General features: G+C 72.2%; 12 protein-coding genes, 1 tRNA gene and 1 riboswitch. Of the genes, 6 read left to right on the forward strand and 7 right to left on the reverse strand.

What is annotated here, in order from left to right; genetic code table 11:
* Positions 1-20 precede the first annotated feature (20 nt).
* A riboswitch (ZMP/ZTP riboswitch) is annotated at positions 21-113 on the reverse strand.
* A gap of 50 nt (positions 114-163) precedes the next feature.
* Entirely contained in the window at positions 164-373 is a 210-nt protein-coding gene (locus J2S42_RS19710; protein WP_307241246.1) for an RNA-binding S4 domain-containing protein, read from the forward strand.
* Here J2S42_RS19710 and J2S42_RS19715 read toward each other — a convergent pair.
* Positions 359-634, reverse strand: coding sequence for a hypothetical protein (locus J2S42_RS19715; protein WP_307241248.1), 276 nt, complete (start codon positions 632-634; stop codon positions 359-361). The two genes, J2S42_RS19710 and J2S42_RS19715, sit on opposite strands and share 15 nt — an antisense overlap.
* Entirely contained in the window at positions 631-1,089 is a 459-nt protein-coding gene (locus J2S42_RS19720; protein WP_307241249.1) for a nucleotidyl transferase AbiEii/AbiGii toxin family protein, read from the reverse strand. The genes J2S42_RS19715 and J2S42_RS19720 overlap by 4 nt, the downstream gene beginning before the upstream one ends.
* A gap of 27 nt (positions 1,090-1,116) precedes the next feature.
* Here J2S42_RS19720 and J2S42_RS19725 point away from each other — a divergent pair, with 27 nt between their 5' ends.
* A complete protein-coding gene (locus tag J2S42_RS19725) occupies positions 1,117-1,377 on the forward strand; it encodes a hypothetical protein (protein WP_307241251.1) in 261 nt (86 codons plus the stop codon).
* A gap of 53 nt (positions 1,378-1,430) precedes the next feature.
* Here the strand turns inward: J2S42_RS19725 and J2S42_RS19730 are convergent, their stop codons facing one another.
* On the reverse strand, positions 1,431-2,735 hold the full coding sequence (locus tag J2S42_RS19730) for an LPXTG cell wall anchor domain-containing protein (protein ID WP_307241253.1): 1,305 nt from the start codon (positions 2,733-2,735) through the stop codon (positions 1,431-1,433).
* A gap of 451 nt (positions 2,736-3,186) precedes the next feature.
* On the opposite strand from J2S42_RS19730, the gene J2S42_RS19735 reads away from it, so the two are divergent.
* Positions 3,187-3,259: transfer RNA gene (locus tag J2S42_RS19735), tRNA-Arg, on the forward strand.
* A gap of 4 nt (positions 3,260-3,263) precedes the next feature.
* Here the strand turns inward: J2S42_RS19735 and J2S42_RS19740 are convergent.
* Positions 3,264-3,710, reverse strand: coding sequence for a hemerythrin domain-containing protein (locus J2S42_RS19740; RefSeq protein ID WP_307241255.1), 447 nt, complete (start codon positions 3,708-3,710; stop codon positions 3,264-3,266).
* A 728-nt stretch (positions 3,711-4,438) separates the two neighbouring features.
* Here J2S42_RS19740 and J2S42_RS19745 point away from each other — a divergent pair.
* Positions 4,439-6,436, forward strand: a complete 1,998-nt coding sequence (locus J2S42_RS19745) for an LCP family glycopolymer transferase (RefSeq protein ID WP_307241257.1) — start codon at positions 4,439-4,441, stop codon at positions 6,434-6,436.
* Between the two features lie 14 nt (positions 6,437-6,450).
* Here J2S42_RS19745 and J2S42_RS19750 read toward each other — a convergent pair whose 3' ends face one another.
* The 3 genes from J2S42_RS19750 to J2S42_RS19760 form a co-directional block, all read right to left on the reverse strand.
* Entirely contained in the window at positions 6,451-8,442 is a 1,992-nt protein-coding gene (locus J2S42_RS19750; protein WP_307241259.1) for a hypothetical protein, read from the reverse strand.
* A 65-nt stretch (positions 8,443-8,507) separates the two neighbouring features.
* The gene (locus J2S42_RS19755) at positions 8,508-9,779 is read right to left on the reverse strand and encodes a hypothetical protein (RefSeq protein ID WP_307241261.1); all 1,272 of its coding nucleotides are present in this window, start codon (positions 9,777-9,779) and stop codon (positions 8,508-8,510) included.
* A gap of 81 nt (positions 9,780-9,860) precedes the next feature.
* On the reverse strand, positions 9,861-11,765 hold the full coding sequence (locus J2S42_RS19760) for a serine/threonine protein kinase (protein ID WP_307241263.1): 1,905 nt from the start codon (positions 11,763-11,765) through the stop codon (positions 9,861-9,863).
* A gap of 344 nt (positions 11,766-12,109) precedes the next feature.
* On the opposite strand from J2S42_RS19760, the gene J2S42_RS19765 reads away from it, so the two are divergent.
* Together J2S42_RS19765 and J2S42_RS19770 are read left to right on the forward strand one after the other, a co-directional pair.
* Positions 12,110-12,769 carry an SCO2207 family protein gene (locus J2S42_RS19765; RefSeq protein WP_307241265.1) on the forward strand — a complete coding sequence of 220 codons (660 nt, stop codon included), beginning with the start codon at positions 12,110-12,112 and terminating at the stop codon, positions 12,767-12,769.
* A 94-nt stretch (positions 12,770-12,863) separates the two neighbouring features.
* Entirely contained in the window at positions 12,864-14,504 is a 1,641-nt protein-coding gene (locus J2S42_RS19770) for a sulfatase-like hydrolase/transferase (protein WP_307241267.1), read from the forward strand.
* Positions 14,505-14,597 lie beyond the last annotated feature (93 nt).

The following is a 14,597-nucleotide window of genomic DNA, read 5'->3' on the forward strand; positions in this document are numbered from 1 at the left end:
TGGACCTCCCTATCACAGGTGGAAGAGGCCCAGGCGCGCGGCAGACGCCCGGTGCGGGCGGGACCGCTCCCCGATGGTTGCTCCATCTGACAGCGCCAGTCACGGTCCGCTTCGCAGCATACCCGCTTGGCCGCGGTTCTCGGCGAGGCTGAATGATGAATTCATGCGTGAGGTCACCATCAGCGACGACATGATCCGGCTCGGGCAGTTCCTCAAGCTCGCGGACGTGATCGAGGCCGGCTCGGACGTGAAGTATCTGCTCAACACCGAGGACGTAACGGTCAACGGCGAGCCGGAGGACCGCCGCGGCCGGCAGCTCTTCAAGGGTGATGTAGTCACGGTCGGTGACGACATCACGCTAGTGGTCGCCTAGCCGCGCCACCGCCACGGCCAGCGGCTCCCGCTGGCTCGGGTCCCTGTCGACGGTCCAGCCGCGGATCCCGTCCGGCGCCGGCAGCCGCCGGCCGGGCAGCAGGCTCCGCAGCCGCCGGGACAGCCGCACATCGTCCGGCTCGGCCAGCAGCGCGGCGTCGTAGAGGTCCGTGCCCGCGGACACGCCCGGCGTCGCCTGGTCGGTGACCAGCCACTTGAGTTTCCAGGCCAGCGACAGCGCACGCGACGCGGTCCAGATCACGGTCGGCCGGCGGCGGGAGGCCGGGGCGGGATCAGCACCGGGACCGGCGGCTCCGGCAGCGGCTCGTCGTAGGCGAAGTCCAGTTGCAGCGTGCCGGTGGGCAGGCCGGGCGCGTGCCACGGCACCGCGATCCGCAGGCCGGCGATCCCGGCGTACCGGTATTCGTCGCCGTCCCCGAGTCGTGCGCAGTCCGCCCCCGCCGGGTCGAGCCGGATGTCGCCGCCGGCCCGGGGCGACTCCTCATCGGGGTACGGGTCGCGCTCGTCCCGGGGCACGCCGTCCACCGGGCGCACCACCCAGTCCAGGTCGCCCGGCTCGCGGGCCCGGTCGCCGGCCCACGCGCCCATCGACGCGCTGCCGCGCAGCACCAGCCGGTCCGCGCACGGCGCCTCGCTGATCAGGTGCAACACGTGATCGAGCGTGAGCCGGTGCGCGATCGTCCTCGCGTCCGCCATCGCCGGACAGGCTAGTAGTTTCGGGCCATGGGCACCTACATCGGCAACGCCACGTTGTTCGCCGCGGACGGCACCGCGCAGACCGTGAAGCACACCAGCATCCGGACCCGGCGGGACACGGACACCGGCGTGGTCACCTGGACCGGCACGGTCGACCTGAGCGACGGTGAGATCGCGGATCTGCTACTGCCGTCCGGCGAGGGCACGCTGCGGCTGCCGGACGGTGCGGAGGCGGCCGTGCGGTTCACGCCGGGTGGCGCGTTCACCGGCACGGCAGTGTCCGCATAGACGAGAAGGGCACGCCGACCGTCACCGGTCGACGCGCCCTTCCGTGTACATCGTCAGGCCGTGAAGTTCAGCTTCCGGCGACGGGCCATGAAGAACAGACCGCCACCGATGGCGAGCAGCAGGACCGCGGCACCCGCGATGGTGCCGACGGCCGCACCGGTCAGCGGCAGCTCCGGCTCGTCACCCGGGGTGTACGCGACCGGCGTGGTCGACGGCTCCGGGGTGCCCGGCGTGGCCGGCGTGGTCACGCTCGGGCTCGGGCTCGGGGTGCCCCCGGCCGGCGGGGTCGGCTCACCGGCGCAGTTCTCCGGCGCGGTCCAGGCGACCTCGCCGTTCAGCACGGCCAGGTCACCCTCGACCTTGACGGTGAGGCCCTCGGAACCGGGGAACGGCACCGTCTTGTCCTCGCCCGCCTTGACCGTGACGGTCTGCGCCGTACCCGTGTTCGGGGTGAAGGTCGCGGTCAGGTCCTTGCCGTTGGCCGGGTTCTTGATCGTGAAGGTCAGCCCCTCACAGGTCTGAGTCACGGACGCGTCCGGCGTGCCGACCTCGGGAACCTGGCAGTCCTGCGGCTGGGCCCAGCCGCCGCGGTAGATCTCCTTGCCGCGGGACGTGACCACGATGTTCTTCGCGTTCGCCGGCACCAGGTTCACCGTCACCGGCTCCTGGCGTGCCTTCAGCGTCTCGGTCTTGGAGAAGCCGCCGTCCGCGGTGATCGTGAACGTCTCGCTGAACGTGCTGCGGTTGATCAGCTTGACCGCGACGTTGCCCTCGCAGTCCGGCAGCGCCTCGACGGCCGGCTCGGCCTTGCAGGTGCCCTGACCGCCGTTGTAGAACGCGGTCTTCGGCTGGCCCGGGGCCGGCTTCGACCGGTTGCCCGGCGCCGCGTTCTCGCCGACCTTGCGGCTGTTGTAGCGGTCGCTGGTGTCGGTCAGCGGGTTGATGATCTGGTCACCGAAGACGAAGTCGACCTGGGTGAAGCACTCCGGCACCTCGACCTTGAAGTCCAGCTTGTTCACCGTCAGCTCGCCGCGCTTGGCCGGGACGAACTTCTGCACCGAGCTGTCCAGCACGTGCTGCGGGGTGGCGAACGTGGCCGACGGCGCGGTGTAGGAGACCAGCGCGAACGACTGGTCCGCGCAGAGCGGCTTGTTGCCGAGCAGCTTGATGCTGGCGGTGCCGGCCGGGCCGTTGAACCAGTGCTGGTACTTCGCGTCCTGCGGCTGGACGCACTGCGGGCCACCGTGGTTGCCGGGGGTGGCGCTCGCCGGGGAGCCGAGAGTGGCCAGCCCGGTCAGTCCGAGGAGGACGCCGGCCGCGAGAGCGACGACACGGCGGATGCGGGGGACGGATCTCATGGGTGCGACGCTCCAAAAGAGGGGAACGAACGGAACACGCCGATTCGCGGATCGGCGTGCTCCGGGTGATGCCGTTTTCGATGAAGCCTCAGGAACCAGCGGCGGACGTCACTCTCCGAAAGCACTTAAGTACAAAGAGGACGTTCACGACGCAGAGTCACGCGTTCTCCTACAGAGGAAATCCAAGGGGGGTGGGGAATCATCCGGCTGTCTCCACGACAGCGGCTCCCGCAACGCGGCCTGACGATATCCATTTCTCGGACATCAAAGAAATCTTTTAGGATGCACTTAATCTCTTGATATAAGTCCGTGATCTTCGGTAGACCCACCGAGACGGTGTGGTCGCCCACCGTACCGGCGCCGGGCGGAAAGTTCCCGCGAATGTCACTTCACGCCGGTCGTCCGCCGCACGGCGCCGCACACCGCCCGGTCGGGTAACATGACCATCCGCGCCCTCGTAGCTCAGGGGATAGAGCAACGGTTTCCTAAACCGTGTGTCGCAGGTTCGAATCCTGCCGGGGGCACCGATCACCCGCGCCGGACCCGGTTGCGTGACCGGGTCCAGGAGCGGCGGCCCGCCAGGTGCCACAGCAGCCGTACCGGTGGTGGCAGTTCGGTCATGAAACGGCGCTGTTCCTCCGCGGTCGCGTCCTCCACCATCGCGCCGAGTGCGGCGAACGCGGAGCGCAGGTCCTTCGGGCGGCTGCCGCGGGCCCGCGCGTTGAGCGCGTCCCACTCCTGCTGTGACACGTGTGGAGGGACCAGCGGCAGCAGGTCCCGTTCCTCGTCGTCCAGGTGTTCGTCGAGCACCGGGGACGCCTGGGCCAGTACGTCCGCGAGCTCGTCCCGGACGGTGGCGGCGGCGGACGCGCGCCAGGCGTCGTTCAGCTCGCCGAGGCGGTGCAGCAGGCGGTAGAGCCGGTGCGCCATGACCATTTCCCAGGTGTCCACGCCGGCCGTCGATGTCGTCGTCATGGTGACACCGCGCCGGGGTGGCCTTGCAGGATTCTTGCAATCTATCCTTGCCGATCGTGGTGTTCTGCCGGGTGCTCGGGCCACTGGAGATCACGGACGGTGGCAGCCGCGTGGACCCGGGTGGCCCGCAGCCACGCCGGCTGACCGAGGCGCTGGTCGCGGCGCACGGCGTGCCAGTCTCCGAGGGCCGGCTGGCCGAGGCTGTCTGGGGCGGCAGGCCGCCGGCGAACCCGTCCGCGTCGCTGCAGGCGTACGTGCCCCGGCTGCGCAAGGCATTCGGCGCGGGCGCGCTGACCCGGGGCCCGGGCGGGTACGCGCTGGCCGCCGGCTCGGACGCGGCCGACTTCCGGTCCGGTGTGGAGCGTGGGCTGGCGGCGGCCCGGCCGCGGCACGCGCTGCACGCGTTCGCCACGGTCTTCCCGGTGTACGCCGTGAGCATGCACCAATACCTGCCGCGCCCGCTGTGCCCGGGAACGCGCGCTCGCCGCGGAGCGCGGACGCGTGCTGATCGAGTCGCTGCGCGGCCGGGAGACCGTGTACGCGTACGACATGCCGGACCTGCAGACCGGCCGGGTCGAGGCCGCGTCCGGTGCGGCGCTCGACGTCGGTCTGCGGGCGCTGCGCCTCTACGTGTGGTTCAGCAAGTCGATGAACGCGACCGACGATCGGCCTGGCCGCGATCCTGCTCGCCGGGTGGTGGCTGGTGCGCACCGACCTGATCACGGTCGGTGCCCGCCGCGGCAGCGCTGCTGTTCCACCGCCTGTTCACGCCGCTCGGCACGCTGCTGCTGTCGTTCGGCGAGGTGCAGCGCGCCGGGGCCGCGCCCGTTTGCACCGTCGGCGTGCTGCTCGTGCCGCCCGCACCGGCCGGCCTCGACCCCAAACCCCGGGGCACGGTACGGGTGACCGTGGCCGGGTTGCGCCACACATACGACCCGGAGGTTCTGAAAGGTGTTGATCTGGCCGTCGAGGCGGGGACGTCGCTCGCGCTGGTCGGCGTCAGCGGGGCCGGCAAGGCCACGCTGGCCGGTATCGTGGCCGGGGTCCTCACGCCCTCAGCCGGCCGGGTGACGCTGACCGACGCGGACGGCTCCGAGACCGTATCCACGCTCGACGCCGGCGTGCTCCGCGACTGGGTGTGCCTGGTGTCGCAGGAGACCCACGTGTTCGCCGGCACGATCCGCGACGACCTCGCGCTCGCCGCGCTGGACGCGGTCGGCTGTGACCGTGAGCTGGACGCGGACGCCACGCTCCCGCCCGCGGAGGCGCAGCGGCTGGCGGTGGCCCGCCTGCTGCTGCGCGACCCGCCGGTGGTGATCCTGGACGAGGCGACCGCGGAGGCCGGCAGCGCGGGCGCCCGCCAACTCGACCGCGCCGCCGAGGCCGTGGCCCGGGGACGGACCGCGATCGTGGTCGCACACCGGCTGAGTCAGGCCCGCGCGTGTGACCGCATCGCGGTGCTCGACGACGGCCGCGTCGTCGAGCACGCAGCCATGAGGAATTGGTCGCGGCCGGCGGGGTGTACGCCCGGCTCTGGGCGGCCTGGTCCTGACACGGTTTGTCCGGCGTCGCGCCCGGTGTCCGGTGGCGGCACCGGAGAATTACCGGGTCGGCCGGTGCAACAACGGCTGAAATGGCTGGTCAGAGCGGGTTCCCGGGTCGGTACGCTCCGCGGAATGGAACGTTCGGGGGGCCTCGTGGACGAGGACGCGACCCAGGTCATCGAGGCGGTCCGGCCGGCTCGCAAACGCGCCCGCTGGGCACGCGTCCTGATCTTCGCGGTGGTGACCGGGCTGGTGATCGCGGGTGGGGCGACCGCGGCCACCGCGCTCTACGTCAGCTCGGTCGAGCGCAGCATCGAGAAGGTGGACGCGTTCACCGAGGTCCCGGAGGAGTCCCGGCCGGTCAAGGTGGAGGTCGCCGCGAACGCGCTCAACCTGCTGCTGCTCGGCAGCGACTCGCGTGACCCGGAGAACACCACCGGCTCCCGCAGCGACACGATCATCGTCGCGCATCTGCCGGCCGACCGGTCCGGCGCGCAGCTGATCTCGATACCGCGCGACACCTGGGTGCACGTGCCACGCTCGCCGGACGGCCGCAACGGCGACACGGAAGCGAAGATCAATGCGGCGTACGCGTGGGGCGGCGTGCCGCTGATGGTGCAGACCGTGGAGGACTTCACCAAGGTCCGGATGGACCACGTGGTGCTGGTCGACTTCGGCGGCTTCCAGCAGATCGTGGACGCGCTCGGCGGCATCGACATCCAGGTCGAGCAGGACTTCACGTCGATCCACGAGCCGTTCCGCGAGTTCACCGAGGGCAGCATGCACATGGACGGCGCCACCGCGCTCGACTACGCGCGGCAGCGCTACCAGTTCCAGGACGGCGACTTCGCCCGCATCCGGCACCAACAGCAGGTGATCAAGGCGATCCTGGACCGGGCCGCGTCCGGCGGCATGCTCTCCAGCCCGGCCGCGGTCAACGACTTCGTCAAGGCCACGGCGGACGCGGTCTCGGTCGACCAGACGCTGTCGATCCTCGACCTGGCCACCCAGATGCGCAACGTCCGCGGCGGCAACCTGACGTTCCTGACCACTCCCACCACCGGCACCGGCCGGGTCGGCGACGAGAGCGTCGTCCTCGCCGACACCCAGGCCGCGACCGCACTGTACGACGCGGTCCGCACCGACTCGGTCCCGGACATCCTGGCCGCGGCGGAGAAGTAGCGGCGCCGCCGCGCTCAGCGCCGGCGGCGGTTCCCCGGGCGCCGGGTACTACGCGCCCTGCCCTGGGGACGGCGAGCCTTGTTCTCCGCCTGACCGGCGCCGGCCACCGCCTCGGGTTCCGCTGCCGTCTCCGGTGTCGCGGCCACCGCCGCGGACTCCGCGGCCGTTTCCGGCTCGGCGGCCGCCGCTGGCTCGGCCGTCGCCGCGATCGGGTTCTCAAGCTCAGCCGTCGCCGCGACCTGCTTCTCAAGCTCGGACCTCTCGGCCGGCTTTTCGGGTTCGACCGGCGCCTCGATCGGCTCTTCGAGGTCGATCCCGCCCTCGATCCGATCCTCAGGAACGGCCGTCCCCTCGACCGGCTCCTCACGCTCATCCGCGATCTCGACGGCCTTGATCGGCGCGTTCGGCTCGACCGGCTCGACCGGCTCGGCCGGCTCGACCGGCTCGGCCGGCTCGGCCGGCTCGATTGCCATGATCGGTTCCGCCGGCTCGACCGGCTCGACGGGCGCGGTTGGCTCGGGATCGGCCGCGGGCACAGGCTGATCAGCGGGAATGGCCACCGAGACCAGCTTCGCAGGTGTCGCGTCAGCCGTGCCGGCCTCTGGATACGGCCTGGACGTAGGTTCCGCCTCCGCGAGGGAATCGGCCGCGAAGTCGTCCACGCCTGAAGCCACATCATCATTCGCCGCAGAACCAGGGACGTCCCGAGGCTCCCGAGCAAAACCGGCGACTGCGGTCTCGCCGACAACGGAACCGGCGGCCACGCCATTGATGTAATCAGCATCGCGGACGGCCGCATCACCGCCCGAACCAGCCGCGCGGACGGCCGCATCGTCGATGGAATCGGCATCGACGGCGGCGGGGTCGTCGCCGGTGGCAGGAGCGCGGCCGAAGACATCGCTGCCGTCGCCGCCGGAGGCGGCGGCGGAGGCGGGCGGCGGGGGTGTGGCGGCGCGAGGGATGGCGGTGAAGGGGTTGGGGGCGGCGATGTCGATCTGGGCGCCGAAGTAGCCGGCGAGCAGCGTGAGGGCGAGCGGATACGGATCCCAGCCGGTCACTCCGGCGAGCGGCAACCCGGGCGCGACGCTGATCAGCAGCCGGGACGGCAGGTCGCCGCCGCGGGTCACCCAGGCGCGGCACGCCGCGGCGATCAGCACCAGCGCCACCGGCGCCCAGAACAGCAGCGCGCCCGGCAGACCGAGTTCCGTCACGCCGCGCAGCACGACGTTGTGCACGTCGCCGGTGGCGGCCAGCTCTCCCGCACCGGCGCCGGCCAACGGATCGAGACCGGACACCGAGGCCGCCGGAGCCGCCGCGGTGATCAACCATGGCAGCGCGGCCGCGGTGAGCGCACCGGCCAGCGCCAGGATCGCCACGCGTCCGCGCCGCCGGTCGCCGGACAGCCGTTCCAGCAGCACGAACAGCGCGACCAGCAGGAGCGTGCCGGCCAGCAGGCCCCAGCTGCGGGCCAGCCAGACGCCGAGGAACGCGGCGGTCAGCGTGGCCCAGCTCCACCACCGGTCGCGCGGCAGCGTGAGCGCGCACAGCGCGGACAGCAGGAACAGCCCGCCGGGCGTGCCGGTGAACGCGACGACCGGCAGCTGCACCACGGCGATCAACGCGACGGCCCAGGCCAGCACCGGTGGCCGGGGATCGCCGTCGGTGTGCAGCAGCCGGACCTGCGCGGCGGCCCAGCCGACCGCGAAGCTGAGGCCGGCCAGGCCGGTGTACAGCACGCCGGTGACCGCGAAGCGACCGTGCAGGAGCAGGCCGACGGCCAGCCAGGCGACCAGCGGGAGCCAGGGCAGCAGGCCGCCGACCAGGCGGCGCGGCATGCGCACGGCCATCACCGCGGCCGCGGCGAGCAGCGCGGCCGCGTGCGGGTAGACCGCGCCCGGCATCGACGGTGGGACGAGGCCGAGCGCGAGGACGACCGCGCCGAGCACGACCGTGGAGGGGCGGTCGAGCACGCGGCCGGTCAGTGCGCTCAGACGTACCGTGGCCATGTCTGTGTCGTTGTTCCGTTCTTCCGCTCATCGAAGACGCCGACGACGGCCACAGTATCCGCCCGTCAGAGCCCGGCGGTGTCGCGGATGCCGGCCGCGATCCGCCGGAACTCGTTGTTCCAGGCGACGTCGGCGGTCATCCGCATCACGACCTGGCGATCCACCGAGCCGCTGCGGTAGTAGCCGATCATCACGATGCCGTACCCGGTGCTGCCGTTGAGTTTCTCGGTCTCCGCGATGGTGATGTCGTCGCCGGCGAATCGCCAGTGTGCGCCGAACGCGTCCTCGGTGGCGCGCAGCGCGGTGCGGCGGGCCTCGTCGCAGGGCGAGCCGCAGTCCCGGGCAATGATCTCACCCCCCGCGATCAGCGTGCCGTTCTCCACGTAGCCGCAGACGTGCCCGGCGCCGCTCTGCTTGCATTTCCAGTTCGACGGCATCCGTACGCCGAAGCCGAGGCCGGGCAGCGTGTAGACCTTCGTCGGGTCGCCGCTGCGGTACTCCGGCCAGCCGGCCGGCCAGGTGCCGGTGTACGGCGGTTCGATGCCGGGCCGGACCGAGCGGGCCGGCACGGTGAAGTCCGTGGCCGGTGCCGGTGCGTTCCCGGCCGGTGCGGGAGCGGCCTCACCCGCGGCCGGTGCGGTGGGAGCGGCGGCGGAGGAGGACGCGACGGCAGATGGCGTGACCGAACCCGACGACGGGGTCGCGTTCATCGCGCCCGGCGACGGGGACGTGGCACCGGCCGGCGCGCTCGCCGGCGCCGGAGCGGCCACCGCATCCGCCGGCGGGGTGCCGCCCGCGTCGTCACCGCCGAACCGGGTGATGCCGACGACCACGCCGACGCCGACGAGCAGGACCGCGGCACCGGCGGCGACGCCGATCCAGAGCCGGTTGCCGTGCTTGCGGGCTGCGGGTGTGCCACCGAACGGGTCCTCGGCGCCCTCGCCGAAGTACGGGCGCCGGGGTGCGGCGCCGCCGAGCCCGAACGGGTCGTCGCCCATCTCCATGTTCGCGGCCGACACCGAGCCGGAGACCGGCGTGCCGAACGCGCGGGCCGGCGTGTACGTCCGGCCGAGTGAGGCGAAGACGCGCTCCGCGCCGGGCTCCTCGGCGCCGTCGAACGCGACCCAGGGCACCGCGGCGGTGAAGTCGGCGCCGGCGTGCGCGGTGCCGGCGTGCGCCGCGAACGCGTCCCGCCAGCGCGGGTCGGCCGCGGCCGCGGCGTTCAGCACCGCCACGGTGACCGGGAGCCCGCGCTGCTCGTCGACGGCCGACCAGACCGTGCCGACGTCGCACGAACCGAGCTCACCGACCACCCGGTACGGAATCTCCGGCGTCATCGACTGCCTCCCCGCTACGAACGACCTGCGGAGTCTAGCGGCCGATGCCAACTCCGCCGGCCGCTCCGAGCTGCGGTGATCTCAGCCGGCGTACCACTTCTGGTGCGGGCCGCCGTTGCACTGCCAGATCTGGAGCGGCACGCCGTTCGCGGTATCGCCGTCCACCACGTCCACGCACCGGTCGACCCGGACGTTGACGAGGTCACCGGCCGCATTGAGCGTGAAGACCTGCTCCCAGCCGCCGTCGCAGGCGGCCGTGCGCAGCCGGCTGCCGTCGTCCTCGCCGGTGACCTCCAGGCAGCGGCCGAGCGTACGCAGCCGGCCGTCCGCCGCCAGCTCGAACGTCTGGCCGGCCGTGCCGTTGCAGTCCCACATCTGGATCGCGCGGCCGGCGGACGTGTCGCCGCCCGGCACGTCGACGCACTTGCCGCTGCCGGCGTTGACGATCGCGCGGCCGGTGAAGACCGGCGGCGGCCCGTCCACCGCGGCCGCACCGGTCGCCGGCGCCGGTTTGCTGGTCGCGGGCGCCGCGATCTCCGTCGTCTGCGGCCGCGGAGCGCCCGCACCGGCGCCGTCGGTGGCCGGGACCGGCGACGCGGACCCGACCGCGGTGCCGGTGGCGGCCGGTGTCGGCGCCGGCCTGGAGCCGCCGGGACCGGCCCAGACCGGAGCGCCGACCGCCGGCTCCTCCGCACCGCCGTCGTCGCCGGTGCTCTCCCCGGCCAGCAGCGGGCGGGCCAGCAGGCACCCGATCAGCACCAGCAGCAGCGGGATCAGGATCAGGATGGTCAGCCGGCCACGGCCGGCATGCGGGCCGATCAGCCAGTCGGCCAGGCCACGACCAGCGGCCGGTGCGGCCGGCGCCTGCTCGAAGCGGGACCGGGCGGGCCGGGCGGCAGGCCCGGCGGACGTGCCGGCACCAGCGGTGGTGGACGAGCCGGTGCCGCCCGTGTCCAGGCCGCGGAAGCCGAAGCTGCCCTCGACACCGGGGATGGCCGACCCCGGCGCAGCCGTCGCGGGTGCGGACGCGCTCGCCTCCGCGCCGCGGTAACCGAACCGCGCGTCCACCGTGCCCGCGGCCGGGGCGGCACCGGTGGCCTCGATGCGCTCGTCGCGGCGCTGCTTCGGGATCGCCGGCGCCGCCATCGAAGCGGTCAGCTCGTCCCCCGATGACGCCGCGGCGGTGAGCAGCGCCTCCGTCTCGGCCGCGTCGATCCGCCGGGCCGGATCCTTGCGCAGCAGGCCCTCCAGCACCGGGAACAACGCACCGGCGCGCTGCGGCGGCGCGGGCAGCTCGGTGGCGAGCGCGGCCAGCGTGGCGATGGAGGACGACCGCGCGTACGGCGAGCGACCCTCCACGGCCGCGTAGAGCGTGGCGCCGAGCGACCACAGGTCGGACGCGGGCCCGGCCGGCTCGCCGATCGCCCGCTCCGGCGCCAGGTATGCCGGGGAGCCGAGCACGATGCCGGTGCGGGTCATGCCCGGATCGTCCTCGACCGTGGCGAGCCCGAAGTCGGTGAGCATGATGCGGCCGTCCGTGCCGAGCAGCACGTTCGCCGGTTTGACGTCGCGGTGCAGCACACCGACGCGGTGTGCGGCGCGGAGCGCGGCGAGCACCGAGAGGCCGATGCGGGCGGCGCGGGCCGGTGTCATCGGCCCCTCGGCGCGCAGCACGCTGTGCAGCGGCTGGGACGGGATGAACTCCATGACGATCCACGGGTCGCCCCCGTCGATCAGGACGTCGAAGATCCGGACGGCGTTGGAGTGGCTGAGCTGTGCGATCGCGCGCGCCTCGCGCAGTGAACGCTCGCGGAGCTGGGCCGTCTCCTCCTCGCTGAGGCCGGGCGGCGGCACGAGCTCCTTGACGGCGACGTCGCGCCGGAGCATCTCGTCACGGGCGAGCCAGACCCGCCCCATGGCGCCCTGCCCGAGCGCGCGAATGAGGGTGTAACGACCGGCGAGCGACCGCTCCGAGGTTTCGGGCACCACCGAACCGTACCGGCTTGAATATTGCGGGATCATATCGACGTGGTCGGCAATCGGCCACAGTCGGGAAACTCACAATGGACGACGCAGCAGGTACCTGGCGATGACAAATATCTGTTGACCTGCAACGGCTTGAGGATTCTCCGACGCTACTTACAGGTAATCGGCTTCGCTATTTCCATCTCGCGCCGAAATCATTTAACTGACCGTGGCGGAAACCGTGTGCGAGAGCGCGTTCTGTGACTGTTAGTGAAACTTTAGGGTCCAAGGCTTGATCTTCCCGGCCGTCCCCGCCCGTAGGAACCGGTGCCGCAACGACGCAGGGCGAACGGACGGAGAAGATCATGAATTGGCGCCAGCTCCTCATCGGCCGCAATCGGAAGATCATCATCGGAGTGACCGCGGTCGCGCTCGCCGGCGGGGCCTTCGCGGTCGGCACCGGCATCAGCGGTGCGGCCGAGGGGCCGTGCACCGGCATCGAGGCGGCCCGGCAGCGGAACCTCGACTTCATCGCGGAGCAGCGGGCCAACCCGGACGCGCTGTCCGAGGCCCGGATCAAGAACCGGCAGGACGTCATCGCCGTGATCGATCAGCAGCTCGCGGCGGCCGGTTGCGCCCCGGGCCAGGGAGGCGACGACGTGATCGCGCAGCCACCGGTCGCGGACGCGCCGCCGGCCGAGGAAGCGCCGCCGGCCGAGGAAGCGCCGCCGGCCGAGGAAGCGCCGGCCGAGGAGGCCGACGGCGACCAGGGCGCCGGAGACGTGGTCTGCGACGGCTCGACGGTTACGCTCTCCGGAGAGGCCGGCGCGCCCGCCGCGTCGAGCAGCGAGTTTCCGGCCGGCACCCGGCTGCGGGTGACGAACCTGGACAACGACAAGAGCATCACGGTGGAGGTGACCGGCGTGTCCGGCAGCTGCATCCTGCTGAACGACGCCGCCTTCGAGCAGGTCCGCGAGCCCGGCAAGTTCCTGATCCGGCGCGCGGTCATCGAACTCGTCGGCTGATCTGCTCGTAGCTGACTGCGTCACTCCGGTTCGGAGTGGGTGGTCGGGGCGCGGCCGGGACCTGACCTGGAGAAGAGCAACCGAGGGGTTTGGTGTGCCGGAAGAGCAGGCAGAAGAGCAGGCAGAAGAGCAGGCTGAGCGGACGGAACAGCACCCGGTACGACGGCCCGCCGCGGCGGCGATCACCGTGCTGGCCGGTTTGCTGGTCCTGGCCGCGTTACTGCTGCCCAACCAGCTGACCGGCCTCACCGCCGCCACGTTCCTCCGCGTCCCGGTCGAGGCGCTGGCCGTCACCGCGCTCCTACTGCTCCTGCCGGGCCGTGCGCGGATCGCCGGCGCGATCGCCGCCGGTCTGGTCCTCGGCCTGCTGACCCTGATCAAGCTGGCCGACATGGGCTTCTTCACCGTCTACGCCCGCCAGTTCGACCTGGTGCTGGACTGGAGCCTGGCGGACGACGGCATCACGTTCCTGACCGGCTCGATCGGCCGGGCCGGCGCGATCGCCGCGGTGGTTCTCGCGGTGGCGCTGCTGCTCGCCGTACCGGTGCTGATGTCGCTGTCTCTGATCCGGCTCGGCCGGGTCTTGGCGCGGCACCGCACCGGGAGCACCCGCGCCGTCGCGCTGCTGACCACCGCGTGGCTGGTGCTGGCGCTGGCCGGCAGCCCGGTCGCGGACCGCGGCGCGACCGCGTTCCTCACCCAGCGCGCCGAGCTGGTGAACGCCGCGCTGCACGATCAGGAGACCTTCGCGGCCGCGGCCGGGGTGGACGCGTTCCGGGACGTGCCGCCGAACGGGCTGCTGACCGGCCTGCGCGGCAAGGACGTGCTGCTCACGTTCGTGGAGAGCTACGGTCGCAGCGCGGTCGAGGACGAGTCGATGTCCGAGCGGGTCGGTGCGGTTCTCGCGGACGGCCGGCAGCGCCTCGACGCGGCCGGGTTCGCGGCACGCAGCGGCTGGCTGACCTCGTCCACGTTCGGCGGCTACAGCTGGCTCGCGCACTCCACGTTCCAGTCCGGCCTACGCGTCGACAACCAGCAGCGGTACCGCACGATCGTGGCGAGCGACCGGCTCACGCTCTCCGAGTCGTTCCGCCGGGCCGGCTGGTCCACGGTCTGCGTCGCGCCCGCGAACACGTACGCCTGGCCGGAGGGCGACTGGTACGGCTTCGACACCGTCTACGACTCCCGCAACCTGGGGTACGCCGGGCCGAAATTCGGCTGGACCACCATGCCGGACCAGTACACGCTGACCGCGTTCGAGCGGCTGGAGCACGGTCGCGCGGACCGTGGGCCGATCATGGCGGAGCTGGACCTGCTCTCCAGCCACTTCCCGTGGGACTCGATCCCCGAGATGATCGACTGGGACGCGGTCGGTGACGGCGCGGCCTTCGCGGGCATGCCGGAGCGGGTCGACGTGCCGGACGAGCCGCGGGACGCGTACCGGATGTCCATCGAGTACTCGCTGACCGCGCTGTTCACGTATCTGGAGCGGCACGGCACCGACGACACCGTCGTGATCTACCTCGGCGATCACCAGCCGGCCACCACCGTCACCGGCCCGGACGCCAGCCACGACGTGCCGGTCACGATCGTCGCCAAGGACCCGGCGGTGCTGGACCGGATCGACGCCTGGCAGTGGACGGACGGCCTCAAGCCGGCGCCGGACGCCCCGGTCTGGCCGATGGAGTCGTTCCGCGACCGGTTCCTCACCGCGTACGGCCCGAACGGCTCCTGATCCTGACGAGCGGTGAGGACTTCGACACGGAACCGCAACATTGAATCGCTAGATCGAGATACATGACATTTTAAGCTGTCCATCCAGCCGATC

Source organism: Catenuloplanes indicus, assembly GCF_030813715.1.
GTDB classification, from domain to species: Bacteria; Actinomycetota; Actinomycetes; order Mycobacteriales; family Micromonosporaceae; genus Catenuloplanes; species Catenuloplanes indicus.